We start from the raw sequence: 22,773 nt of genomic DNA, 5'->3' as shown, positions 1-22,773 counted from the left end.
TTCCGTCTTGTTAAAATTTATACCCAACCTGAACACCGTAGGTCGCCGGCTGCCCGGCGAGACGGCGCACCACGTCGAAATATTTGGCGACATTGGTCCAGTAGTAAGTGTTGGTGACATTGCGCCCGAAAGCCTGCACCCGCCATTTGCCGTCGGGGGCTTCGATGCCGGCGCGCAGGTCTAGCAATCCATAGGAGTCGATCTTGAGCGCGTCTTCGTCACCGAACCCGGCGCGCGTCTTGGTGCGATAATTGTAGTTGGCGCCAAGAACGACATCGACCGAGGAGCTTGCGGGGATACGGTATTCTCCGTCCAGCACCACTTGCCATTTTGGCGTATAGGGGAACGCATCGTCCCGGAAATTCTGAAGCGTCCCAAGGATCGTATAGTTGGGGAAGTCGCTCGTGACCTTGGAGTCGATATAGGTTCCCGCTGCAGTCAGCATAAGTCCGCGGGCCGGTCGCAGGGTCAGTTGAGCCTCGGCGCCGGTGATCTTCGACCTTGGAATATTGACGAGCGCCTCGATGGGCCCGAGAATATTGGGATTGGTGAGAATACGGCCCTTCACCTGCTTGTCGCTATATTTATAGTAGAAGACCGCGCCGTTCACCTCGGCCAACCGGTCGAACAGCGAGGCCTTGAATCCCGCTTCATAGGCCAGCACCGTTTCCTGACTGACAGGTCCGAGCTGCGCGAGACTCGTTGCGGCGGTGACCGGGACGCTGCCCGTCTTGTAGCCGCGGCTGACATTGGCGTAGATCAACGTGCGTGCACTGGGCTTGAAGTCAACGCCCGCGCGCCAGGATATATTGTCCTGATCGAACGACCCCACCTTCTGGGCGGGAGTGATCGTTGCATCGAGCGAGGTGCATTGACCGACCGCAATCGCCGGAATCGGCGCCAATCCGCGCGCGGCGCGAAGCCGGTTGTAAAGGGCCGTCTGACCATCGGCCGCGGCCTGATTGGCCGCACGCGTGCAGACCTTGTAGTCGAGATCGGCCAAGGTGTAACGGACACCGCCATGCAAGGTGATCTGGTCAGTGACGGCCAGGTCCGCATTACCAAACACCGCCATCGTGTCGAAGACTTGCGTACCCGTTGGTCTCGTCGCGGTGAACAGAGCTGTCGGCAGCAGCGCTTGTGACGCAGTCGAATACGGATATTCGAAGATATCATCCTCGTTCGAGCGATCGTGGGCATAGTTGACGCCAAAGATACTTTCCAAGGGGCCAGTCTTGCCGGTGATCCGCACCTCCTGGAAGAAGGACGAAACATTGCCCTTGATGCGGCCAAGCGCGTTGCTGAGCGCGGTGCCATCAAGGTCGACAACCTGCCTGATGCGCATGTCCGAATAGGAGGTGAGAGAGGTCAGCGTGAAATCATCCGACATCTCAATCTCGCTGCGGAGCGAGGCCTGATAGAACCGGTTGTCGCGCCGTAAGCCCTGGTCGGCATTCCAGTCTGCCGCCCGATCATTCGATGGCGAAACGGGATAGCTGGTGAGGAGAGGCACCACGCCAAGCGACTGCGGTCTGGTCGCCGCGATACCGATCAACTGACCGGCCTGCGTCTCACCCTTGTCGACAAAGCCGTTGAGATTGAGCGCGAAGCGCACTTTCTCGCTTGCCTGCCAGTCAAGCAGAAAGCGTCCTTGCGTGAAATTCTGGTCTCCCAGCTTGTCATCACGCGTGTAGCTGCGCTGCCAGGCGCCGCCCTGGACCGTTCGCACGGCGATCCGGGCGTTGAGTGTCGAGGTGAGAGCGCCAGTCGCATAGCCCGTTGCATCGAAAGTGCCAAAGCGCGCATAGCTCGCCGTCACGCCGGCTTCCGGTTCGCTCTTGGGCTTAGCCGCAATATAGTTGATCGCGCCGCCGGTCGCATTCTGTCCAAAAAGCGTTCCCTGCGGCCCTTTGAGGACCTCTACGCGCTCGAGGTCGAAAGCCGCGCCCGCGGTCATGATCGAGAACGGCAGCGGCGCTTCATCGACATAGACGCTGACGGTGGGGCGCGCGCCAAGCGCGGTATCGAAGAAACCCACGCCACGCAGCGAGAATACGGGCACCGAGTTGCCACTTTCGACATAGCTCAACCCGGGCGTGATCTTTACCAGATCCGCCACGTTGTTGATGCCCTTGCTGGCAAGTTCCGAGCCTCCCACAGCGGTGATCGACATTGGAACGTCCCTCAGGGTCTGAGAACGCTTGTTGGCTGTCACGACGATGTCCGCAGCCTCGGGCTGGCCGTCCGATGCACTCGTATCAGGGGTTGCGGGGGGCTGTTCACTCACAGTTTGCGCTCGAGCGCTATGCGGCAAAACGACTTGGGCACCGATCGCGGTGCCCAGGAGCATGATATTTCGAACTGCAGATTTACCCATTTATCCCTCCCATTGGTCTTGAGGTTCTGTTGCCTCTTCGCCGCCAGACTGGCGCGCGAATCACTCTGCGCCAAGCTTTATACGACCATTGATATTTATCAAAACACATTTGGTAGGACCACGCCAGATTGTGCGAACTCCCTGCCCTGAGCTGTGCCTAAAAAATCTTCAGAAGCGCCGCGCCGGCCGCGTCGATACCTGCTGCGGCGGGCCCTGTTTCTTTCAGGAAGGAGAGGGGTTCGTCCTGCCTGATATCATAGGGATAGTCGGTTCCGAGCATGAGTCGTCCAGGCGCGAAATGCGTGGCCAGGTAAGACAGGAGGGTCGGATCATAGACGTTACTGTCATACAGGAAATCCTTCACGATCGCGCGGGGCGAGCGCGTCATCCCGCCATAGCCCTGGGTCGCTGCAAAGCCCTTTTCGAGCCGGCCCAACAGGCTGGCCAGCGTTCCTCCACCATGGCTGAAAAGGAGTTTGAGGCCTGGATATTTTCCGGTCACATCCTGCTCGATGAATGACAGGGCGGAAACGCCAATGTCATTCATGAAGCCCGCAAATGGCGTCCATTTCGCCGCCAGTCCCCCCGCGCCGGCCGACAGCGGATGGAAGGCATGGACAAAGACGAGCAGGTCCTGGGCGGCTGCCACCTCATAGACCGGATGATAAACGGGATTTCCCGCGTAAAGGCCCCCGATATTGCTTCCGATCTCGATGCCGATAAGCCCGTAGCGCGAACGAAGCTCCAAGACCTGCCTCACAGCCAGCTCGGGATCCTGCATCGTCACGATACCGATGCCAGCGAAGCGGTCCGGCGCCTGCGAAACGAGTTCCGCCACGCTCCCGTTGACATGTTCACAAAGCGCCGCGCTCTTCGAAGCGTCGAAGCCATAGGAGAAAAGCTCAGGCATCGGGGAAACGATCTGGACTGCGATCCCGTCCCGATCCATGTCAGCGAGGCGTTGCGCCGCATCCCACGAATTCGCTTCGAGGCGGCGGAAGGGCTTACCCCCAAACTCGAGGATCATGCGCCCGTCTGGTCGGTGACACATGCATGGCCACGCTCCTTGGCCCTCTGGTTCGCCTGGAAAGCCCGCAGGACTGACATGCGTGTGGACGTCTACAGGGCCCGACCTGAACATATCAGCGGCTTTTGACCATATCGAGCGCGACGTCGACGATCATGTCTTCCTGACCACCGACCATTTTCCGCCGGCCAAGTTCGATCAGGATGGCCCTGGTGTCGAGGCCATGCTCGGAAGCCGCTTTCTCCGCATGACGCAAGAAGGACGAGTAAACACCTGCATAGCCCAAGCTCAGCGTTTCACGATCGACCCGGACGGGTCGATCCTGCAGCGGGCGCACGAGATCCTCAGCCGCATCCATGAGGCTGAAAAGGTCGGTTCCGTGATTCCATCGCTCGACATCGGCCGCAGCGATGAAAACCTCCAACGGCGCGTTACCAGCGCCCGCGCCCATGCCCGCCAAGCTTGCATCGACCCGCACTGCGCCGTTCTGAACCGCCACGATCGAATTGGCGACACCCAACGAGAGATTATGATGAGCGTGAATGCCGCGCTCGGTTTCTGGCTTGAGCACCCGATCATAGGCCTGGAAGCGCTTGGCGACATCGTCCATCGTCATCGCGCCGCCGCTATCTGTCACATAGACGCAATGCGCGCCGTAGCTTTCCATCAGCTTCGCCTGTTGAGCCAGCGCCTCGGGTTCGGACATGTGGCTCATCATCAGGAAGCCCGACACATCCATGCCAAGACCGCGTGCATATTCGATATGCTGCTTGGCGACGTCGGCCTCGGTGCAGTGCGTTGCCACGCGCACCGAGCGGACGCCCATCTCATAGGCGTGCTTCAGGTCGTGGATCGTCCCGATGCCCGGCAGCAGCAGCGTCGTCAGCACGCTATGTTCAAGCACCTCGGCGACCGCACCGATCCAGTCCCAGTCGGTGTGTGCGCCAAAGCCATAGTTGAACGACGACCCAGACAGGCCGTCACCATGCGCCACCTCGATTGCGTCGACCTTGGCCCTATCGAGGGCCTTAGCGATCGCCTTCACATGGTCGAGGCCGTACTGGTGACGGACCGCGTGCATGCCGTCGCGCAGCGTAACGTCCTGGATGTAGAGCTTGGTGGTCTTGGGATCGAAGCTCATGCGATCACTCCTTCACGAATGGCGGATTGCGGCGTGGCGAGCGCGACATCAATGGTCTTGATATGCGCCGAGAGATCCCGGACCTGACCCGCATCGTCGATCAGAACCGGCCGATCCTGGCCGGGCGCGCCAAAACGGGTGATCGTCATGCTCCGACCTGTTCGCGAGAGCGAAGCGCGATCTTCTCGGCGGTCTTGAGCGCGGCCGAGGTCATGATGTCGAGGTTACCGGCGTAGGCGGGCAGATAATGCGCCGCCCCTTCCACCTCGAGATAGACGCTGACCTTGAGGCCGGTGAACTCGGCGTCCATCTCAGGGATGCGCAGCGGCTTGTTGTGGCCGATGCGTTCGAACTGCACCGCCTGCTTCAGGCGGTAACCCGGCACATATTTGCGCACGTCCTCCACCATTTGCTCGACGGACGCGGTGATCGCGGCCTGGTCCGCATCATCAGTGAGACAATAGACGGTGTCGCGCATGATCAGCGGCGGCTCGGCCGGGTTTAGGACAATGATCGCCTTGCCGCGGGATGCCCCGCCAACATCCTTGATCGCCTGGCTGGTCGTTTCGGTGAACTCGTCAATGTTGGCGCGCGTCCCCGGCCCCGCCGACTTCGACGCGATCGAGGCGATGATCTCGCCATAATGTACGGGCGTCACCCGGTTCACTGCCGCTACGATCGGGATCGTCGCCTGGCCACCGCAGGTCACCATGTTGACGTTCAGCGCATCAAGGTTGGCGTCACCGTTCACCGCCGGGATCGTGTACGGACCGATCGCCGCCGGAGTGAGGTCAATCACCCGTTTGCCGTGGCTTTGAAGTATCTCGTTGTGCTTCTTGTGGGCGCCTGCCGAGGTTGCATCAAATACGATCTCGATATCCTGAAAGCCCGGCAGCGCCACCAGCCCGTCAATCCCGCCCGCAGTGATCGGCACGCCCAACCGCTCGGCCCGCTTGAGGCCGTCCGACTCCGGATCGATACCGACGAACGCGCCCATCTCGAGCACATCCGATAGCCGCATCACCTTGATCATCAGGTCCGTGCCGATATTGCCCGAGCCAATAATGGCCACCTTGGTTTTCATAACGATCAATCCTTCCGATAGCTGAAGCCGCAGCTTCCCAGGCCGCCGATCGTCGCCTGCACGACGTCGCCCGGCGAAAGCGCGACCATTGGGCCAAGGGCGCCGGTCAGAACGACGTCGCCTTTGCGCAGCGGACTGCCCTGAGCGGCTAGTGTCTGCGCCAGCCAGGTTGCAGCGTTGAGCGGGTGCCCGAGGCATGCCGCGCCCGCTCCAAGCGATGCCACCGCGCCATTGACCTCGAGCGCCATGCCGCAGGTCCAAAGATCAAGGCCGTCGAGCGGATGCACATCGTCGCCCAGCACATAGAAGGCCGACGAGCCATTGTCCGCCACGGTGTCGGCAAAGGTGATCTTCCAGTCGGAAATGCGGCTGTCGACGATTTCGATCGCAGCCATAGCGCCGGAGACGGCCGCCTCAACTTCCGCCCGCGTGATATCGTCACCGGCAAGATCGGCGCCCAGGATCAGCGCCACTTCGGCTTCGGCCTTGGGTTGCAGGACGCGCGAGGCGAGCAGCTCGCCGCCATTGGCGATATTCATATCATCGAACAGGACACCGAAATCAGGCTGATCGACGCCTAGCTGTGCTTGCACGGCCTTGGCGGTAAGGCCAACCTTGCGCCCGACGATCCGGCGGCCGCCGGCGACCCAGAAGTCGGTGTTGAGCCGTTGGACGGTGTAGGCGCCCTGCGCGTCGGTCGGCGTGAGACCATCGCGCAGGGGATCGACGCCGCCGTCGGTATAGGCAGAGCGCAGGCGCGTTGCCAGTTCTTCAAATTTTTCCTGTGTCATTCTGCTCTACCTTGGCAATGGATCGAACGAGCTGCCGCGCGCACGACAGCAAGCCGATACCTTAGGATGCGGGGCGATCGAGAAACTGGGCTACCAGGGCATTGAACTGATCGGCCTTTTCCCACTGGGCCCAATGGCCGCAACGGGGAAAGACATGCAGCTCCGCGTTCGGAAGCGTCTTCTGGTAGAGAAAGGCGCTGTCGAGCGGGATGACCTTGTCTTCGCGCCCCCAGATCAGCAGCACGGGATGCTTCACCTTATGCAGCGGTTCGCGCCAGAGGTCATCGCGGATTGCCGAGGCCCCCTTGCGCTGGCGCAGCGGCGGATTGGCGATCACGTCCGGACGCATGCTGGCCTCGAGCCTTTGCTGGAAAAGCTCAGGCAAGATCAGCTTCGGATCGTAGACCAGCTCATTGATGATCGCTTGCAGCTTCTTTTCCGACGGCCCGTCACCCAGATAGTAGGTGAACATCTTCATCAGGCCCGGTGTCGGAAACACCGAATGAATGGGAAGGCTGCCGCCGGCGCCCATCAGCACGAGCTTCTCGACACGGTCGGGATGGTCCAGAGCCGTGCGAAGCGATGTGCCCCCGCCCAGCGAGTTGCCGACAAGGCTGGCTTTCTGGATATCAAGTGCATCCATAAAGCCGACAAGGACTGCCGAGAGCACATCGAACATACTGCCTTCGATGTCGCGATTGTCCGAGCCGCCATAGCCCGGCAGATCGATCGTGATCACCCGGCGTCCAGCGGAGAGCGGGCCGATATTGCGGCTGAAATTGCTGAAACCGCTCGCCCCTGGCCCTCCGCCATGGAGCAGAATGGTGACGCCGCCCTCGCCCACATCATGATAGGCGACCTTGCCGCCCAGGACGTCAACGGAAAGCAGCGGCGGTCGTTCGTTCGTGGTCATCATGAGAACCTTTCAGAGCATGGTGCTGCCGCCGTTGACGCTGATCACCTGCCCGGTGATGAAGCCAGCGCCGCGACCTGCCAGATGAACAATAAGAGAGGCGACTTCCTCGGGCTCCCCTGCCCGCCCCTTGGGAATGACGTCGATAAATTCCTGGATGAACGGGTTGCCGGCCGCCGTCTCGCGATCGACCATCGGAGTGCGGATCATTGCGGGGGCAACAGTGTTCGCGGTGATGTCGAGCTCGGCGAACTCACGGGCGATGCCGGTCGTGAGCGCATGCACGCCGCCCTTGGCCGCATTATAGGCGGCGTGGGCGAGCAGCCCGTTACGCACCGAATCCGCACCGACATTGATGATCCGGCCATATTTTTGCTCCACCATGTGCGGGAGCGCGGCCCTCGTCATCCACAGACAGGTCCAAAGATTGCGATCGATCGTCGCCTTGAGCGTCTTGGCCGTATGCTTGAGGAAGGGCCGGATCACGCCCCCTCCCGCATTGTTGACAAGGATATCCAGGCGGCCGAAGCGCGAAATCGCGAGCGCGGCAAGCGCCGCCGCCCCCTCCTCTTCGCTCAGGTCGCCGGCGAGCAGGGCGACATCGCCGTCAAGCTTCGAGGCGGCTTCCTCGAGCGCCTCGCCATCAAGATCGCCGAGGACAAGGCTCGCCCCTTCGTCCAGCAAGCCCTTTGCGGTCGCAAGACCAATGGCGCTGGCCGCTCCGGTTACGATCGCGACGTTTCCGCCGAGCGACGTCATGTGTCGCCCCCGGCCGTCTCGATCGAGCCTATCTTGCCGAACTCGCGCTTCGCACGCCCCCCCCAGGTATCGACGGATTCATGCTTCAAGGGGAACTCGCGTGGCGCGCGATCGCCGACTTCCGGAAATTCCTCCATTCCAAAGCTGTATTCGACGGTCAGGCCATCTGGATCGAGAAAATAGATGAAGATCGAATCCGAGGTCGGGTGACGTCCAGGCCCAAATACGATGGGCACTTCCTGAGCGTTCAGCCTGTTCACTGCGCGGCCAATATCGTCGATGTCGGTCACCATGAAGTTGATATGCTGGAACCCAGGCTTCTCACCATGCGCCTTTCCAACACCGAAACTATGGTGCAGCGGATTTGGAAAGCAGCGCATGAAAGTGACGACGCCTTCGATGCGATCGGACACGCGGAAATTCAGGTGATCGAGTAGAAACTGCTCGGTCGCCGGCCGATCAGGGCTGGTCAGAACCAGATGCCCCAGCCGAGCGATCTTGGTGTGGTTTGGCTCGTAAGGGCTGTCGGCCTGCGGCATCGAGGTGTAGAACTCGAACACCGTGCCGGTGGTGGGCTCGACGGCGCGGATCGCACCCTCGATACCCAGCCCTTCGAGTTCCTGCGGAGCGACATCGGACACCGGGATGCCAAGCCCGCTCAATTCTTCCCGGACCGCTTCGCGCGCCGCGTCGTTCTCCATCTGCCAGCCGATGCGCTTGACGCCGGGCTCGCCCTCATAAAGCGCGAGATCATGGTGCCGCTCGCTGCAGCGGAACAGCGCACAATCTGCCGGCGAAGGCACCTGCTCGAGCCCCACTATGGTGCGATAGAAGGCGCTGGAGCGCTCCAGGTCGGACACGTTGAGGGCGACATAGCCCAGTCTTGAATAGCGAATGTCGGCGAGTGCCATGATAGGGTCTCCCGTGCGGCCGCGGAGGCCGCTATTCAAAGGATGATGCTGACCCGGCCTTGTGGACGCAGGTTGTTGAGGGCCAGCGTCGACCGCTTCGAGACGATGCGCAGCCCATCGTCGCGCGTTTCCAATATGTAGCGGTGATGGCCGGGGAAAATGTCGGTGATCTCGTTCTTCGAGCGATAAGTCACGAAAACAGCCTCGACATGCGCCCGATTGCCTTCGGTCTTCACGATCCGCACATTGCTGACGACGCGAACACAGACGGATCGAGGAAACTCCGAATGGGCTTCCGGATTCTTGAGTCGCCGAACGCGCTGACCAAGTCGGAAATAGTCGTCCGCGATGTAGAACAGACTGGTTTCGGGCGAAGCATCTTCCGGCGCGGCCGCCTGCGGCACCTCATATGTGGCGCCCTCTGCAAAGAGTTCAAACCACGCATCCAGTTCCCAAGAATCGAGAAGCGCGGCTTCAGCGATGAGAAAATCCTCGACCTCGCGGTGACCCCAAACGGTTGCTGTCATTGCTGTCGCACTCATGCCACACCTTCCACCCTGCGGCGCCATTCACGCCAGAACACACGCATCTGCTCCTCATCGTCATGATATTTTTCCGCTCGGCGCATGCCGCGGGAAATATCGTTGAAAGGCGCGTCGATGGTCCGATAGCTGCGTTGGGCGGATTCCAGCGCCTCGACATCGTCCGGCGTAGCAAAGCCGCCCGGCCCCAGAAATTCGAGGAAGTTTTCCAGACGCGTCCGCCGAAAATCTGGTTCCTCGTCAACCGGTGCGAGGGCCCAGCCCTGCACGTTCATGCGACCGGGTTCTTCGGGATAGAATGTCCGCACGGTCAGCGACATGATGTCGTTGATGACGAGGTTGGGAAAAATCACGATATTCCGATTGGCACGAGCGATCCTGCGCGCCCGCTCCGGTCCGTGCAGTTCTTCGAGGCGCTTGCGCTTGGCGTCGACTACGGCCTTGCCCTTGTCGCCCCATGTCGGGATCCACTGGGCCACCGGCCGCCCCCAGGCCGCGATATATTCGATCATGGCGTGCCCATTGCCGAGCTCGACGCCCCGCGAGAGCGAAGGACGATTGGTCATCAGCATCTGAGCGCCGTATCCGGTCGCGTCCGCGAGATAGTCGACATAGGTCGAGTGCGTCTCGGACGCGTGATAGCCGTCGAAACTATTCTCGACGAGCAGCTTCCAGTTGGCGCGGATGCTATATTCCTGGGTGCCACCGACGATCTCCATCCCGACCTCGGAATGGTCCGCGATAAGATCCAGTACCTCCTTGGCTCCGCCCAGATATTCCCCCAGGCTTTCGCCAGAGGAGGAATAGTTGACGAACCAGAAGTCCCCGTAAGACTCGAGCCTGGGCACTGCGCGGAGGTTCGCGCAGCCATCGGAGTTGAAGTCGGGCGGATAGGTATCAGCTTCGAACCGCGAACCAAACTGCCCGTTATTGTTGAACGCCCAGCCATGGTAGAAGCATCGAAACGAAATCGCGCTTCCCGCCTTGTCCCGCACGACGGCGGCACCACGATGGGGGCAGACGTTGAAGAAAGCCCGGAACGTACCCTTGCGATCGCGATTGAAGATCAGCGACCGCCCCCCGACATCGCGCGTCAGGAAGTCGTTGGGCTTCTTCAACTCGGAGGCGTGCCCGACGTAGAGCCAACACGTCGAGAAGATGTGCTCGCGTTCACGCGCCAGGATATCCGGGTCGGTAAAGGCTCGGCGATTGACACGAAACAGCGCCGCCGCCTCGTCTTCCACCACTATAGCGTCGGTCTTGGCGGCGCCCGAAATCTTCGGATCAGCATCAGCCATAATGAATTGATCCCTTCTGGAGTTGATCATCGCTGGGTAGCGGGAATTCGGACGGTCAGGCCATCCAGATCGGGTCCCAGCACGACCTGGCACGACAGGCGCGATTCGGGCTGGCGGTCCCGTACGAAGTCGAGCATTTCTTCCTCGACCGCTTCAGCCGGTGGAACACGGCTCATCCAGGCGTCATCGATGTAAATATGGCATGTCGCGCAGGAGCATGCCCCTCCGCAGTCCGCGTCGATCCCATCGATCCCGGCCTGAACGGCAGTCTCCATCACTGAAATGCCATCATCGCCGTCAATATCCTGGGTCTCGCCGTCGGCGGAAATGAAGTGAACTCTCGGCATAATTTGTCTCTGTTTCGTGGTCCTACCATTATTATTCCATCAAATAACAATGTCAAATGGATTGTGGAGCGGGCGTCATGGCGACGCCAGGCTGCGAAAGCGTGCGCGCGGCGCGCGAAGCCCAAACCAGGCTCAGAGAACCAACCATGCCGGTCACAACACCGAGCGCGGCCAAGCCGTAGCCGAGCGCTCGCGGCGCGCCGGGCCAACCCAGGGCAAGCCATGCGACGGCAAGTGGGCCCAGGGACGATCCGATAAGGTGTATCGCGATCTGATTGAGCGAGGTCAGCTTGGCTCGCATCCGGGGCGGTCCGAAAGCTTGAATCGCGAGTGGTGGCATAGCGGCGCCGGCCGAAGTAGCGAACTGGGCCACAGCTAGACCCGCAAGAACGACCGCGAGCGATGCATTGGCATAGCCAAGTCCCGCCCCAAAAATGAGGACCGCCCCGGCCAGCGCCATCGCGATGAAAATTGCGCCATGCTTTCCCGCGCGCACGAAGCGGCCAGCCAGCCATGGCCAGAAAAACGTTCCGAGAAATCCGGAGATACTTCCGATCACGCCGATCCAAAGACCTGCGGTGGCGGGCTCCAGCGCGAAGCCGCGAACGAGCAAGCTCGGAACCCATGATACGGCCGCAATGGCGAATACGCCAAACGCCATAACGCCGACATAGAAGGGCAGATAAAGCCGCCAATTGTCCGAAAGATAGCGAACGAAAGGAGCGAAGTCGCCGGCGTCCCTGGTTTCATTCGGCGCTGCTATCCGCGCAGGCTCGCGCATCGTGAAAGCCACCAAAATCGCCAGGAAAAGTCCCGGAACCCCGACTATGATCAACGCCATCCGCCAGTTGGCAAGGCGCACATAGGGATCCAGCATCGAAGCGATTGCCAGGGCGCCAGCACCGAGCAGGAACGCTCCCTTGCTCATGATGCTGGTGACGGAGGCGAAAACCGATGTCGGCGTTGCCCGCTGTCCATGTGGAAAAAGGTCGGCGATGAGGGAAATGGCCGCTGGAGCCAGGACGGCCTCCCCCAGAGCCACACCGGCACGGCAAATGAGAAGCGTCGTGAAGCTCTGGGCAAAAGCCGCAGCAATTGTGAGGCCGCTCCAGAGAAGCACTCCGACCACGAGGATCGGCTTGCGGCGATACCGGTCGATCAGTTGCGCGATAGGAATGCCGCCAACCGCATAAACCACGGCGAAAGCCAGCCCGATGACGAGTGCAACTTGCGAATCGGAAAGCCGCAGATCCTTGGCCAACGGCGCGGCCAGGAGAGCCAGGATATAACGGTCCAGAAACGACAGGACCGCAAGAGCCGTGAGCAGCCCCACGATATACCAGGCTCGTGGCTGCCGCGAAGGAGCCGCACCCGTCTCGGGCGAACGATCAACTCTATCCATGCCCTCTCCCCGGGATTCTTGTGGTCCGACCTTTCTTATCTATGATAATGCAATAGGTCTAGCCACAACGGAGAGGCGGTGCGTCAGGCCCGCATTTTAATTCCATCGAACACCAGCTTGACGAGATAGTCGGTAAACTCGCGCAGGGCGGCGTCAGTGGTGCGGCCCCCAGCCGCGAGCTGGTTGAAAAGTCGGCGGTTCGAGAAAAGCTGGTCGCAGGCGCCCACGACCGTGAAATAGAGAAAGACCGGATCCACCTGGCGAAATTCGCCGGCGGCGACACCCTGCGCTATGACTTCGCGGTAGAAGCTGCACATCGGGTCGACCAGTCTACGGACCAGTTCTCCGAAGACCTCTTCTTCCGCGGCATTGGAGATCAACCGCAGGAGGCGGTTGAGATACGGGACACGATGATAGGCACGCGCAAGACCGGATAGATGCGTCGTCAGCTTGTCGAGCGCGCTCCCGTCGCTCGCCAGCAGGATGCGCATCCGACGTACCGCATCGCCGATATCGCGCTCCAGAAGGGCGAGCAAAAACCCGTCCTTGTTTCCGAAATAATATTGTATCAGGGCGGAATTCACGGATGCGCGCTGCGCGACGTCGGTCAACGCGACCTCGAGCGTATCGCGCTCGATGATCAGTTCGCTCGCCGCCTGAAGCAGCGCATCCCGGACGTCGGGGCGTTTGGGGGGAAGGTTGAGGGGTCCGGGGGAAAGGTTTGCCATGGTCGCATGTTCCTCTTCATGTTTGCGAGCCAAACAGCCAGATAGCGCGTATGACAGTTCAACCAAACATTGCGGGTAAATAGAGTTTGACGACCACAGCACAGCAAACAGCCACTGCCAAGCGGAAGGCACCGCGGGTCTTTGAGCAAGTCTGCGACAGGATTCGCGAGGAATTGGCCGCCGGACGAATCAGCCCCGGGGATCGTTTACCCGCCGAAAGGGAATTGGCCAGCCAACTGGGCGTCAGCCGGTCAGCCATTCGCGAGGCCCTGCGCTCTCTCGAAATGTCGGGCATCCTGTCGCTCGAAAAGGGCGTCGGCGGCGGCGCCTATGTTCGCCATGCAAGCGCCGATGGCCTTTCCCGTTCGATGCACGATCTTCTCTTCCTTTCCAAGGTGCCGCTCGAGCAACTGACCGAAGTCCGTAGCGCCCTCCTGACATTGGCCGTCCGCACGGCCTGCGGCCGGGCGACGCTGAGCGATCTTGTCGATCTGGAGACCAACATCTCCGACACGCGCAGCGCTTACGAGCGAGGCCGAATCGACGAGGCCATTGCCCATATCGGCGCCTTCTATGAGCTTCTCGGCAAGGCGGCGCACAACGACGTCCTCGTCGTCATCATCTCGTCCCTGACCTCGACCGTACGCGCGCTGCTCGAACAAACCGACGTGGTTCTCGAACCCGAATTCGAGGTCGGTCGCAGAGCCATCGTCGAGGCTATCCGGCAGCACGACGAGGATGAGGCTGAGGCGAAACTGCGCCGCCACATCGGGGCGCTCGAGCGGTTTGTAGCAACGCACCCCCGCAGCGAAGTCGCGTAACGCCCACTTCTACCGTCCGGTGAAGAGGGGTCGACGCTTGTCGAGGAAGGCGCTGACCGCCTCGGCATGATCGCTGGTCTCGTGGGCGGCCGCCTGCATCGCTGCCGATGCGTCGAGCAGCGCGGCGATGTCATCGGTTCGGGCAATCCTGATCAGCTTTTTGGTCATCCGGACGGCGCCGGGCGGATTGGCCGCGATCCGACCGGCCAGCGCACGCGCCTCTGCCATGAGTTCACCATCGTCCACCACGCGCGAGACGAGGCCGATCCGCAGAGCCTCGGCCGCGTCGATCATATCGCCGGTCAGCGACATTTCCATGGCCTTCGATTCGCCCACGATCCGCCGCAAGAGCCATGCCCCCCCATCGCCCGGGACAATCCCAAGCTTCACGAAGCTTTCGGCGAATCGCGCACTCGCGGCTGCAAGGCGGACATCGCACATGCAAGCAAGGTCGAGACCGGCACCGATCGCCGGACCGTTTACCGCAGCGATGACCGGCACCTCAAGCGAGGCGAAAGCGAGGGGAATTCGCTGAATACCAGCGCGGTAATTGGCTATGGTTTCCTGCGGGCTATGGCCGCGCAAGCCCTTGCCGGGCCGCATCGTCTTGATATTGCCTCCGCTCGAAAAGGCCGAGCCGGCTCCGGTCAGAATGACAGCCCTCACCTCCTGGTCGACGTCGGCCGCCATGAGCGCGTCGATGAGAGCGTTTACGGTTGCGAGGTCGGAAATGGGATTGCGCAGATCCGGCGCATTGAGCGTGATCGTGGTGACATGATCCTGCGTCTCGGCAAGAATGAGCGGTTCGGTCATGGGATGTCCTTAACGATTTGCGTTGCCTCAGCGCAGGCCGAGACCCCTGGCGATTATACCGCGCAGGATTTCGCGCGTGCCGCCGCGCAGCGAGAAAGCAGGCGCCGACAGCAATGTCACCGCCATGACGGCCGCAAATTCTTCCGCTGCGTCCTGCTCGGGCTCGACATCGACAAGGAGGCGCGCGATTTCGGGTATTTCCTGCTCGATGGTTGCGCCAAGATCCTTGACGATGGAAGCCTGCAGCGAAGGATTTTCCCCGCGTTCGAGCATGCCCGCCACCGACTGGGAGAGCCTGCGCAGCGTCGTGATATGAGAAATGATCCGACCGATCGCGACCGATGCCCGATCGGAGGGATGGCGCGCGACGATGCGAACGAGCCGATCGAGCAGCTCGAAGGACGAGAGAAAGCGCTCAGGTCCGCTACGCTCGAAAGCAAGCTCGCCCATCACCTGCTCCCAGCCGTCGCCGCGCTTGCCGATGAGCTTATCGTCCGACAGGAAGACGTCTTCGAGAACGACCTCGTTGAAATGATGCGCGCCGGTCATATCGATGATTGGGCGTACCGTTACGCCCGGTGTTGCCAGGTCGAGCAGAAACTGACTCGTGCCATCATGCCGCGCCTCACTTCCGCCATCGGTGCGGCAGAAGAGGATCATATAGTGCGCGCGATGCGCGTTCGTGGTCCACAATTTCGTGCCATTGACGCGAAATCCGCCATTCTCCTGTACCGCGCGGGTGCGCACAGCAGCTAGATCGGACCCGGAATCAGGCTCGCTCATGCCGATGCAAAAATAGCATTCGCCTGACGCGATCCTAGGAAGGATGTCCTGACGCTGCTGCTCGCTGCCTGCCTTGAGCAGCAGCGGACCGCTCTGACGATCGGCGATCCAGTGCGCGCCGACCGGCGCTCCGGCCGCCAGAAGTTCTTCCATGATGACGTAGCGATCGAGGGCGCTGCGCTCGTGGCCGCCATAGCGCTTGGGCCAGGTCATCCCGATCCACCCCCGGGCACCGAGCTTGCGACTGAACTCGGGATCGCTGCCGTTCCAGGACTCCGCCCGCTCACGCGGCAAGCGGTCGGCGATCTCCTGCGCCAGAAAGTCGCGCACTTCCAGTCGGAGGTCCTGCGCGTCGAGGCGCGGCGGCGGCGCGAAATCGAGAACATCAAGCATCGACCGCCTCCTTCCTGATCAGAACGGGTGTCTGGGCAGGAACGAGCGTAGACCAGAGGCCATTGGCGGAACGAGCGATCACCTGCTCCCCCAGGATGCGCGCCCAGCTCGCCTCGCTTCCATATTCGTCGCGCCAGGCAAACAGCAGCTTTGTATGTCGATGCAATCTGTGTTCCTCGGTATATCCGATGGCCCCATGAAGCTGGTGGGCAGCGCCTGCGACCTTTCCGGCCGCTTCGCCGCACCGAATCTTGGCCACGGCGATCATTTCGATATCGGGATCGACCCCGAAAGCCTCAGCAGCGATGTCAGCAGCAGCTCCTGCGGCAACCACCTCGCCTGCCATCGTTGCGATCTGGTGTTGGATCGCCTGGAATCGCGCCAGCGGACGTCCAAATTGCTGCCGCTCGTTCACATAGGAAATGGTTAGCGCAAGAACATGCGCGGCTGTGCCCGCAAGCTGCTGGCATCGGATCGCCGCGGCATTGGCGCGCACTCCGCGCTCGTTGAGCGTAGCGGGCAATGTTCCGACCATCTCGGCGGCAACGACGTCATCCAGTGTCACCGTATCGCGTGGTTCACCGCCCAGATTTGAACCCTGGATCACTCTAGCGGCGGCCGGAGTCAGGATCGCAAGTTTGCTCCCCTCTTCCGTGTCGCGCACGATCACTATGGAGTCGCCCTGTCTCGCCCAAGGAATTCGCCTGGCGTGGCCAGCAAGGTGCCAGCCGCCAGTGTCTAGATTGAACCGGTTCAGGCCTTCGCCCGAAGCAAACGTCGCCCTATCGCAAGCCAGCCCAGCCTCGCCTGCGAGCCACCGGCCGAACATACGATCGACCGTTGGCGTCAGCGCGGGAAATTTTCCAATGACGCGCAATGTGGGGAGGAAATCCCTGGGCGGCAGATCATAGCCGCCAGCCTTAGAGGACAACAACGCCTCTTCAAAGCCGGCCTCCGCGAGGAGGCCTGCCGCCTTCAAATCGATCTGGCCGGGTACGAAATCCTTACTTGCGGTCCGGTCGCTCAGGATGCGGTCAAGCGTTTCAGCCATCTGCTCACAAATGTCGTGCATTCATCTCTCCGTGGTCCTACCTTTCATAGTTGACAAATTAGTATTGCACAACCAAGATTATCGTATGGAAGGATGGGAAGGGCTCAGCCCTCATCGAAAAAATAAGAGAGACGGTCGTGGCTTGTGCTTCAGAACGATCCTTTTTGGCAGGACATGGCGCCAAGCGCGCGGTCGCTGCTGCCCGCGGCGACCGGAAGGGGCGGCTGATCGCCTCATGATCACTGTCGATACAGCAGGCGGCGTTGCAACGGTCTTCATCGACCGGCCGGAAAAGCATAATGCCCTCACCCCTCAGATGCGGATCGACCTGGAAAACGCCTTCCACCACGTCCATGACGACAGGGATGTTCGCGCGGTCGTTCTTGCAGGACGCGGAAAGTCATTCTGCTCGGGCGCGGACATCGACGCGATCGGCGCGGGAGGCGTGCCGGGCTCGATGGCCGCGGTGACCCGCGCGCATAGGATGATCCACGCTCTGGCTGGAATAGAAAAGCCGGTCATTGCTGCCGTTGAAGGAGCATGCGTGGGAGTTGGCTGGTCGATGGCGCTCTCCTGTGACTTTGTGATTGCAGCCCATGATGCGCGCTTCATCTTCGGCTTCCGCAATCTCGGTCTTGCGCCCGATGGCGCTGCATCTTTCCTGCTTGCGCGACATGTCGGGCTGATGCGTGCGAAGTCGATCATCTACTCCGCTACGCCGGTATCGGGCAGCGAAGCGGCGAGACAAGGTCTGGCGCTTGAGGCAGTTGAGCCTGGAGAGGCTATCGCCGCAGCCTTGTGCCATGCGCGCGCCCTTGCCAGCGGTCCAGGACTGGCGCTCGCGATGGCCAAGAGGCAATTTGCCGCAGCGGCAGGCCAGACACTCGAGCAGGCCCTGACGCTGGAGGCAGCGATGGTCCCGCTCATGACCCAGACCCGGGATTTCGCGGAAGGGGTTTCGGCCTTTACCGAACGTCGGTCGGCGCAGTTTGAGGCGGCGTGAGCCAGATGCGCTACAAGAGGCGATCAACAGCATGTTTACGCGGCCTAACCCTCGTCTTGCCGACGGTTAATCCGAGGCTAGTCGCATCGGCAATTGCTTTCATACAAAGCAGATCTTGAGCAACAATCGGCCAAAAATGGCTGTGGGAGTAAGACGTTGGAAAAGGCACTTTCGGGAATAAAGGTATTCGACGCAAGTCAGGGCATTGCGGGTCCGCATGCGACGTTCCTGCTGGCTCTGCATGGCGCGGATGTCATGAAGATCGAACCCCTCGAAGGCGATTGGGGCCGCGTGCTGGGACGCAAGGTCGGTGAGGAAACGATCCATTATCTGGCTTTCAACTCCGGGAAACGCTCGATCGCACTGGATCTCAAATCAAAAGGCGGCCGCGAAGCGGCACTTAAGCTCGCCGCCCAGGCCGACATCTTTATCGAAAGCTACCGCCCCGGCGTCATCGGAAGGCTCGGCCTTGGGTATGAAGAGGTGCGCCGCATCAACCCCGACATCATCTATGCGTCGGTTTCGGGTTATGGCCAAAAGGGTCCGAACACGGCCGCCCCTGCGACCGATGCCCTCATTCAGGCCTATTCCGGCATGATGAAGATGAACCATACCGACGATGGTCGCCCGCATCGTAACGGTATGATCGTCATCGATGGCCTGACCGGCCTCTACGCCTATCAGGCTATCAGCACTGCATTGATAAAGCGGCTACGATTTGGTGGCGGGGCTTATCTCGACATCAGCCTAGCGCAGGCCGCGGCTGCCTTTCAGGCCGCGAAGATCATGGAATTTGTCGACACCGGTGGTCGCACGACGCCTCTCTATGTGCCGGCAGGCATGTACGAGACGGCAGACGATTACGTCGTGATCAACGGGATGCGGCCGAATCACTTCGCTGCGGTGTGCAAGGCGGTCGATTGTGAAGCGCTGGCGCAGGATCCGCGCTGGCCAACGCCAAATGATCGGCTGAAATATACGAAGGAAATCAACGAGAAACTTCGGGAGGCCTTCAAGAGATTCGCTACGACAGATGTCGTTGCCAGGCTGCGCGACGCCGACGTCATGGTTGAGGGGGTGAAGACCTACGGGGACTGGCTTGAGGATCCGCACGCGACCGAAAGCGAATTTTACCATTGGGTGGAGACGAAGGGCTTTGGCCGGATGCCCATTGCAACGGTTCCCGGCGCTCCGGAATGCCCCTCCGGGATTGCTCCGCACATAGGCGAGCACACCCGCGAGATTCTCGCCGACGCCGGTTTCGACGCGGACTGGATCGACACCCAGATCAAATCGGGCGCGTTTGCAGAAAGTCAACACGACAGTCAGCCGGTCCCTGTTGCATGAGCATCGGCCAGCATCGCGCTTTGGCACGCATGCGGGCGAATAACGCGGAACATCGCGTAGCTGCGCGCGGGCCAATGGGTCGGCCGGACATGATCGAAGGCGCTCGCTGAGCGGGGAGGCCAACGCACGTCGCAACATGCGCGACTGGCACGGGGCGTTAACTCTAAAGAGGAATTTGCAATGCGCGATATCGTGATCACTGCTGCGAAGCGCACCCCTGTGGGAAGTTTCATGGGCGCGTTCCGGACGACGAGTGCGCATGAGTTGGGGCGGCAGGCGATCAAGGCGGCCCTCATTCAGTCGGGGGTCGCGCCGCAGGAAATTGACGAAGTCATATTGGGGCAGATCCTGACGGCGGGACAGGGACAGAACCCCGCTCGACAGGCTGCAATAAGCGCCGGCATCCCCGTTGAAACGACCGCCATCGGCCTCAACCAGCTTTGCGGCTCGGGCCTCCGCGCCGTCGCTCTTGCGGCCCAGGCCATCCAGACAGGTGACGCGAACATCCTTGTAGCGGGCGGCCAGGAAAGCATGTCTATGGCGCCTCATGCTCAATATCTGCGTGGCGGCGTGAAGATGGGAGCGGTCTCCCTTATCGACACCATGATCTTCGACGGCCTCACTGACGCATTCCACAATTATCACATGGGTATGACTGCCGAAAACCTCGCTGAGAAATATCAGATCAGCCGCGAGGCACAGGACGCCTTCGCCGTCGCTAGCCAGAACAAGGCAGAAGCTGCCCGCGCTTCGGGTCGGTTCAGCGATGAGATCGTGCCCGTTACCGTCAAGAACGCCAAGGGCGAGCATATCGTCGACCAGGATGAATATATCCGGGAGGGCGCGACGATCGAAGCCATGCGCGACTTGCACCCCGCTTTCCGGAAGGACGGGACGGTGACGGCGGGTAACGCCAGCGGTATCAATGACGGCGCCGCCGCGCTGATCGTGATGAGCTCAGCCGAGGCAGCTCGGCGCGACGCCCCGGTCCTTGCCCGTATCGCGAGTTTCGCAACCTGCGGCGTCGATCCGTCGATCATGGGCATCGGGCCAGTCCCAGCCAGTCGGAAGGCGCTGCAAGGGGCGGGCTGGTCAGTCGGAGACCTTGACCTGATCGAAGCGAACGAGGCTTTCGCGGCCCAAGCGATCGCCGTAGGTCATGAGCTTGGGTGGGATCCGGCGAAGGTGAACGTGAACGGCGGCGCCATTGCGATCGGCCATCCGGTCGGCGCATCGGGAGCCCGTGTCCTTACCACCCTTATCTACGAGATGGGCAAGCGGGGAGCAAAAAAAGGCCTCGTCACCCTGTGCGTGGGGGGAGGCATGGGCGTATCGATGTGTATCGAGCGCTGAGCAGAACGGCGCCGCCTCGGCGGGCCGGCGCTTGGTTACCGTCGGCTACCCCGGCAAGAGAGGCAGATGCGCCGGCGCGGTGGTCGGGGCACGATGCGTAGCAGCAGCCTTGGACCGCCCTCTTGTCGCTAGCGACAGCTGACTAGGATGTTTCTGGTGGATATGGAGAAGATCAAGTCAGGGTCCAGCGCATTTCGGCAACTCAGTATAGCGATGCTCGTTGCAGGCTTTTCGACATTTGCGCTGCTCTATGGGATGCAACCGCTGCTCCCGGTCTTTTGCCTCGATTTCGGCCTCAGCGCGGAAAAGGCGAGCCTCGCTATCTCTGTCGCGACCGGGACAATGGCGCTTACGTTGATCGCGGCAGGCTTGATATCCGACCGTATCGGCCGACGGCCCGTCATGGTCATGGCGCTGCTCTGCTCAAGCCTCTTCACGATCGTCGCCCCGCTGGCTCCGGGCTGGGGTGGCTTCCTGGCTGCCCGATTTTTCTGCGGTCTGGCGCTCGCCGGCATCCCTGCGTCGGCCATGGCCTATATCAGTGAAGAAGTGGAGGACGGAGCGATCGGACGCGCTCTTGGCCTGTATATTGCGGGTTCCGCCATAGGCGGCATGAGCGGCCGTCTCTTCATCAGCGTGATCACGCAGTTTGCCGGGTGGCGAACGGCGGTCGCCGCGACCGGCCTGATAGCGCTTCTGCTCGCTATCGCCTTCTGGCGGCTGGCGCCCGTCGCGCGGCATTTTCGCAAGCGGAGCCATTCGCCTCGATCATTTATCAAAAGCCTTCATTCGATCTTTTCAGACCTCGCCTTGCCATGGCTTTTCCTCGAGGCATTTTTGCTGATGGGCGCATTTATAACGATCTACAATTATGCAGGCTTTCACCTCCTTGCCCCGCCCTATTCGCTTGACCAGGCAACCGTAGGCGCGATCTTCCTCCTCTACATCGTGGGATCTTTCAGCTCAGCGTGGGCCGGAACCGCGTCCGGGCGCTTTGGACCGCGCAGAACCTTGTGGATCCCGATTTGCGGGTTCATTCTTGGCCTTGCGCTGCTCGTGACGGAGCCCCTGGCTGCATTCGTCCTTGGCATCGCTGTCATAACCGCAGGCTTCTTCGGGGGCCATTCCATCGCGTCGATATGGGTCGCACGGCGCGCTCGCACCCATCGCGCCCAGGCTGCCGCCCTTTATCTGACGAGCCTCTATATCGGTGCGAGCCTGCTCGGTTCTGCCGGAGGCTATGCCTGGACCTATGCGGGCTGGCCGGGCGTCGTCTCGTTCGCGGCTGGGCTTGTATTGCTGGCGTTCGGGATTTCGCTCTGCCTCACGCGCGTACAGCCCCTGCCACCAGATGCGCGCCTCGGCCTGCAGCCCGGACCCGCGGAATGTTGTCATTCCATTCCCTGACCATATCCACGAAGCTCTTTGACCGCGACGGCTGGGATCGAGCCATCGGTCGGGAGTGTTGGCGACAGCTACAACAACGCCTTGGCCGAGACTATCAACGGCCTTTACAAGGCCGAGGTGATCCACCGGCGAGGACTGTGGCGATCCTTTGAAGCCGTTAAATACGCGACGCTCGAATGGGTGGACTGGTTCAACAATCGCCGCCTTCTCGAACCCATCGGCAACATCCCGCCTGCTGAACCCGAAGCACAATATTACGCCATGCTGGACGACGTCTCCATGGCTGCGTAACTTAAACCAAACAGCCTCCGGCAGACCCGGCGCGGTTCACACCGTCAGCGAAACCTCGCCATTAGTCTTCCAGTCGTGGCAGCCTGATCCAGTCCGTTCCTCTACCGAGGATAGGCGCTATTATACCGTAAGCGATGTTGTCACCCCACGGCGGCGGCGTGGTTCCAGGTGTGTGACGACAGTTATGTTGG

The 22,773-nt window shown here is 61.1% G+C and carries 22 protein-coding genes and 1 pseudogene; 6 read left to right on the top strand and 17 right to left on the bottom strand.

Annotated elements, in window-relative coordinates; genetic code table 11:
* Positions 1–10: 10 nt before the first annotated feature.
* The 14 genes from B2V90_RS17205 to B2V90_RS17140 form a co-directional block, all read right to left on the bottom strand.
* Positions 11–2,350 (bottom strand): TonB-dependent receptor, encoded by a 2,340-nt coding sequence (locus tag B2V90_RS17205; RefSeq protein ID WP_286867942.1) that lies wholly within the window; start codon positions 2,348–2,350, stop codon positions 11–13.
* 184 nt (positions 2,351–2,534) lie between these two features.
* Complete coding sequence (locus tag B2V90_RS17200) at positions 2,535–3,518, bottom strand: amidohydrolase family protein (RefSeq protein ID WP_286867944.1); 984 nt, start codon at positions 3,516–3,518, stop codon at positions 2,535–2,537.
* A gap of 1 nt (position 3,519) precedes the next feature.
* The gene (gene dmpG / locus B2V90_RS17195) at positions 3,520–4,545 is read right to left on the bottom strand and encodes a 4-hydroxy-2-oxovalerate aldolase (protein ID WP_286867945.1); all 1,026 of its coding nucleotides are present in this window, start codon (positions 4,543–4,545) and stop codon (positions 3,520–3,522) included.
* Complete coding sequence (locus tag B2V90_RS17190; RefSeq protein ID WP_286867947.1) at positions 4,542–4,694, bottom strand: hypothetical protein; 153 nt, start codon at positions 4,692–4,694, stop codon at positions 4,542–4,544. The genes dmpG and B2V90_RS17190 overlap by 4 nt, the downstream gene beginning before the upstream one ends.
* Positions 4,691–5,629, bottom strand: coding sequence for an acetaldehyde dehydrogenase (acetylating) (locus B2V90_RS17185; RefSeq protein WP_414711619.1), 939 nt, complete (start codon positions 5,627–5,629; stop codon positions 4,691–4,693). The genes B2V90_RS17190 and B2V90_RS17185 overlap by 4 nt, the downstream gene beginning before the upstream one ends.
* A 5-nt stretch (positions 5,630–5,634) precedes the next feature.
* Positions 5,635–6,420 carry a 2-keto-4-pentenoate hydratase gene (locus B2V90_RS17180; RefSeq protein ID WP_286867949.1) on the bottom strand — a complete coding sequence of 262 codons (786 nt, stop codon included), beginning with the start codon at positions 6,418–6,420 and terminating at the stop codon, positions 5,635–5,637.
* A gap of 61 nt (positions 6,421–6,481) precedes the next feature.
* Entirely contained in the window at positions 6,482–7,336 is an 855-nt protein-coding gene (locus B2V90_RS17175) for an alpha/beta fold hydrolase (protein WP_293922456.1), read from the bottom strand.
* A gap of 9 nt (positions 7,337–7,345) precedes the next feature.
* Positions 7,346–8,092, bottom strand: a complete 747-nt coding sequence (locus B2V90_RS17170) for an SDR family NAD(P)-dependent oxidoreductase (RefSeq protein ID WP_286867953.1) — start codon at positions 8,090–8,092, stop codon at positions 7,346–7,348.
* A complete protein-coding gene (locus B2V90_RS17165) occupies positions 8,089–9,003 on the bottom strand; it encodes a VOC family protein (RefSeq protein ID WP_286867955.1) in 915 nt (304 codons plus the stop codon). The genes B2V90_RS17170 and B2V90_RS17165 overlap by 4 nt, the downstream gene beginning before the upstream one ends.
* A 35-nt stretch (positions 9,004–9,038) precedes the next feature.
* Entirely contained in the window at positions 9,039–9,572 is a 534-nt protein-coding gene (locus tag B2V90_RS17160; protein WP_286867957.1) for an aromatic-ring-hydroxylating dioxygenase subunit beta, read from the bottom strand.
* Positions 9,542–10,843 (bottom strand): aromatic ring-hydroxylating oxygenase subunit alpha, encoded by a 1,302-nt coding sequence (locus B2V90_RS17155; RefSeq protein ID WP_293922454.1) that lies wholly within the window; start codon positions 10,841–10,843, stop codon positions 9,542–9,544. Before B2V90_RS17155 ends, B2V90_RS17160 begins: the two co-directional genes overlap by 31 nt.
* Before the next feature lie 26 nt (positions 10,844–10,869).
* Entirely contained in the window at positions 10,870–11,190 is a 321-nt protein-coding gene (locus B2V90_RS17150; protein ID WP_286867960.1) for a 2Fe-2S iron-sulfur cluster-binding protein, read from the bottom strand.
* Between the two features lie 52 nt (positions 11,191–11,242).
* The gene (locus B2V90_RS17145) at positions 11,243–12,592 is read right to left on the bottom strand and encodes an MFS transporter (RefSeq protein WP_293922452.1); all 1,350 of its coding nucleotides are present in this window, start codon (positions 12,590–12,592) and stop codon (positions 11,243–11,245) included.
* Positions 12,593–12,675: 83 nt separating this feature from the next.
* Positions 12,676–13,320: a TetR family transcriptional regulator gene (locus B2V90_RS17140; RefSeq protein ID WP_293922451.1), complete on the bottom strand. Its 645-nt coding sequence runs from the start codon at positions 13,318–13,320 to the stop codon at positions 12,676–12,678.
* 86 nt (positions 13,321–13,406) lie between these two features.
* Here B2V90_RS17140 and B2V90_RS17135 point away from each other — a divergent pair, with 86 nt between their 5' ends.
* Complete coding sequence (locus tag B2V90_RS17135; protein WP_286867964.1) at positions 13,407–14,141, top strand: FadR/GntR family transcriptional regulator; 735 nt, start codon at positions 13,407–13,409, stop codon at positions 14,139–14,141.
* Positions 14,142–14,150: 9 nt separating this feature from the next.
* Here B2V90_RS17135 and B2V90_RS17130 read toward each other — a convergent pair whose 3' ends face one another.
* From B2V90_RS17130 to B2V90_RS17120, 3 genes are read right to left on the bottom strand one after another with little or no spacing between them, the layout of a single operon-like run.
* Entirely contained in the window at positions 14,151–14,954 is an 804-nt protein-coding gene (locus B2V90_RS17130) for a crotonase/enoyl-CoA hydratase family protein (RefSeq protein WP_286867966.1), read from the bottom strand.
* Positions 14,955–14,981: 27 nt separating this feature from the next.
* Positions 14,982–16,130, bottom strand: a complete 1,149-nt coding sequence (locus B2V90_RS17125) for an acyl-CoA dehydrogenase family protein (RefSeq protein WP_286867968.1) — start codon at positions 16,128–16,130, stop codon at positions 14,982–14,984.
* Positions 16,123–17,202, bottom strand: coding sequence for an acyl-CoA dehydrogenase family protein (locus B2V90_RS17120; protein ID WP_286867970.1), 1,080 nt, complete (start codon positions 17,200–17,202; stop codon positions 16,123–16,125). The genes B2V90_RS17125 and B2V90_RS17120 overlap by 8 nt, the downstream gene beginning before the upstream one ends.
* Before the next feature lie 214 nt (positions 17,203–17,416).
* On the opposite strand from B2V90_RS17120, the gene B2V90_RS17115 reads away from it, so the two are divergent.
* The 5 genes and pseudogenes from B2V90_RS17115 to B2V90_RS17095 all read left to right on the top strand — a co-directional run.
* Complete coding sequence (locus B2V90_RS17115; protein ID WP_286867971.1) at positions 17,417–18,184, top strand: enoyl-CoA hydratase/isomerase family protein; 768 nt, start codon at positions 17,417–17,419, stop codon at positions 18,182–18,184.
* 156 nt (positions 18,185–18,340) lie between these two features.
* The gene (locus B2V90_RS17110; protein ID WP_286867972.1) at positions 18,341–19,531 is read left to right on the top strand and encodes a CaiB/BaiF CoA transferase family protein; all 1,191 of its coding nucleotides are present in this window, start codon (positions 18,341–18,343) and stop codon (positions 19,529–19,531) included.
* A 180-nt stretch (positions 19,532–19,711) separates the two neighbouring features.
* Entirely contained in the window at positions 19,712–20,884 is a 1,173-nt protein-coding gene (locus B2V90_RS17105; RefSeq protein ID WP_286867974.1) for an acetyl-CoA C-acetyltransferase, read from the top strand.
* Between the two features lie 162 nt (positions 20,885–21,046).
* On the top strand, positions 21,047–22,291 hold the full coding sequence (locus tag B2V90_RS17100) for an MFS transporter (RefSeq protein WP_286867976.1): 1,245 nt from the start codon (positions 21,047–21,049) through the stop codon (positions 22,289–22,291).
* A gap of 24 nt (positions 22,292–22,315) precedes the next feature.
* Positions 22,316–22,582 (top strand): annotated as a pseudogene (locus B2V90_RS17095) (integrase core domain-containing protein); the annotation flags it as partial.
* Positions 22,583–22,773 lie beyond the last annotated feature (191 nt).

The sequence above is a fragment of the Sphingobium sp. UBA5915 genome (assembly GCF_002431195.1).
In the GTDB taxonomy this organism is placed as follows: domain Bacteria; phylum Pseudomonadota; class Alphaproteobacteria; order Sphingomonadales; family Sphingomonadaceae; genus Sphingobium; species Sphingobium soli.
The sequence above is the reverse complement of the archived record's forward strand: the minus strand, read 5'-3'. Positions and strand labels throughout refer to the sequence as shown.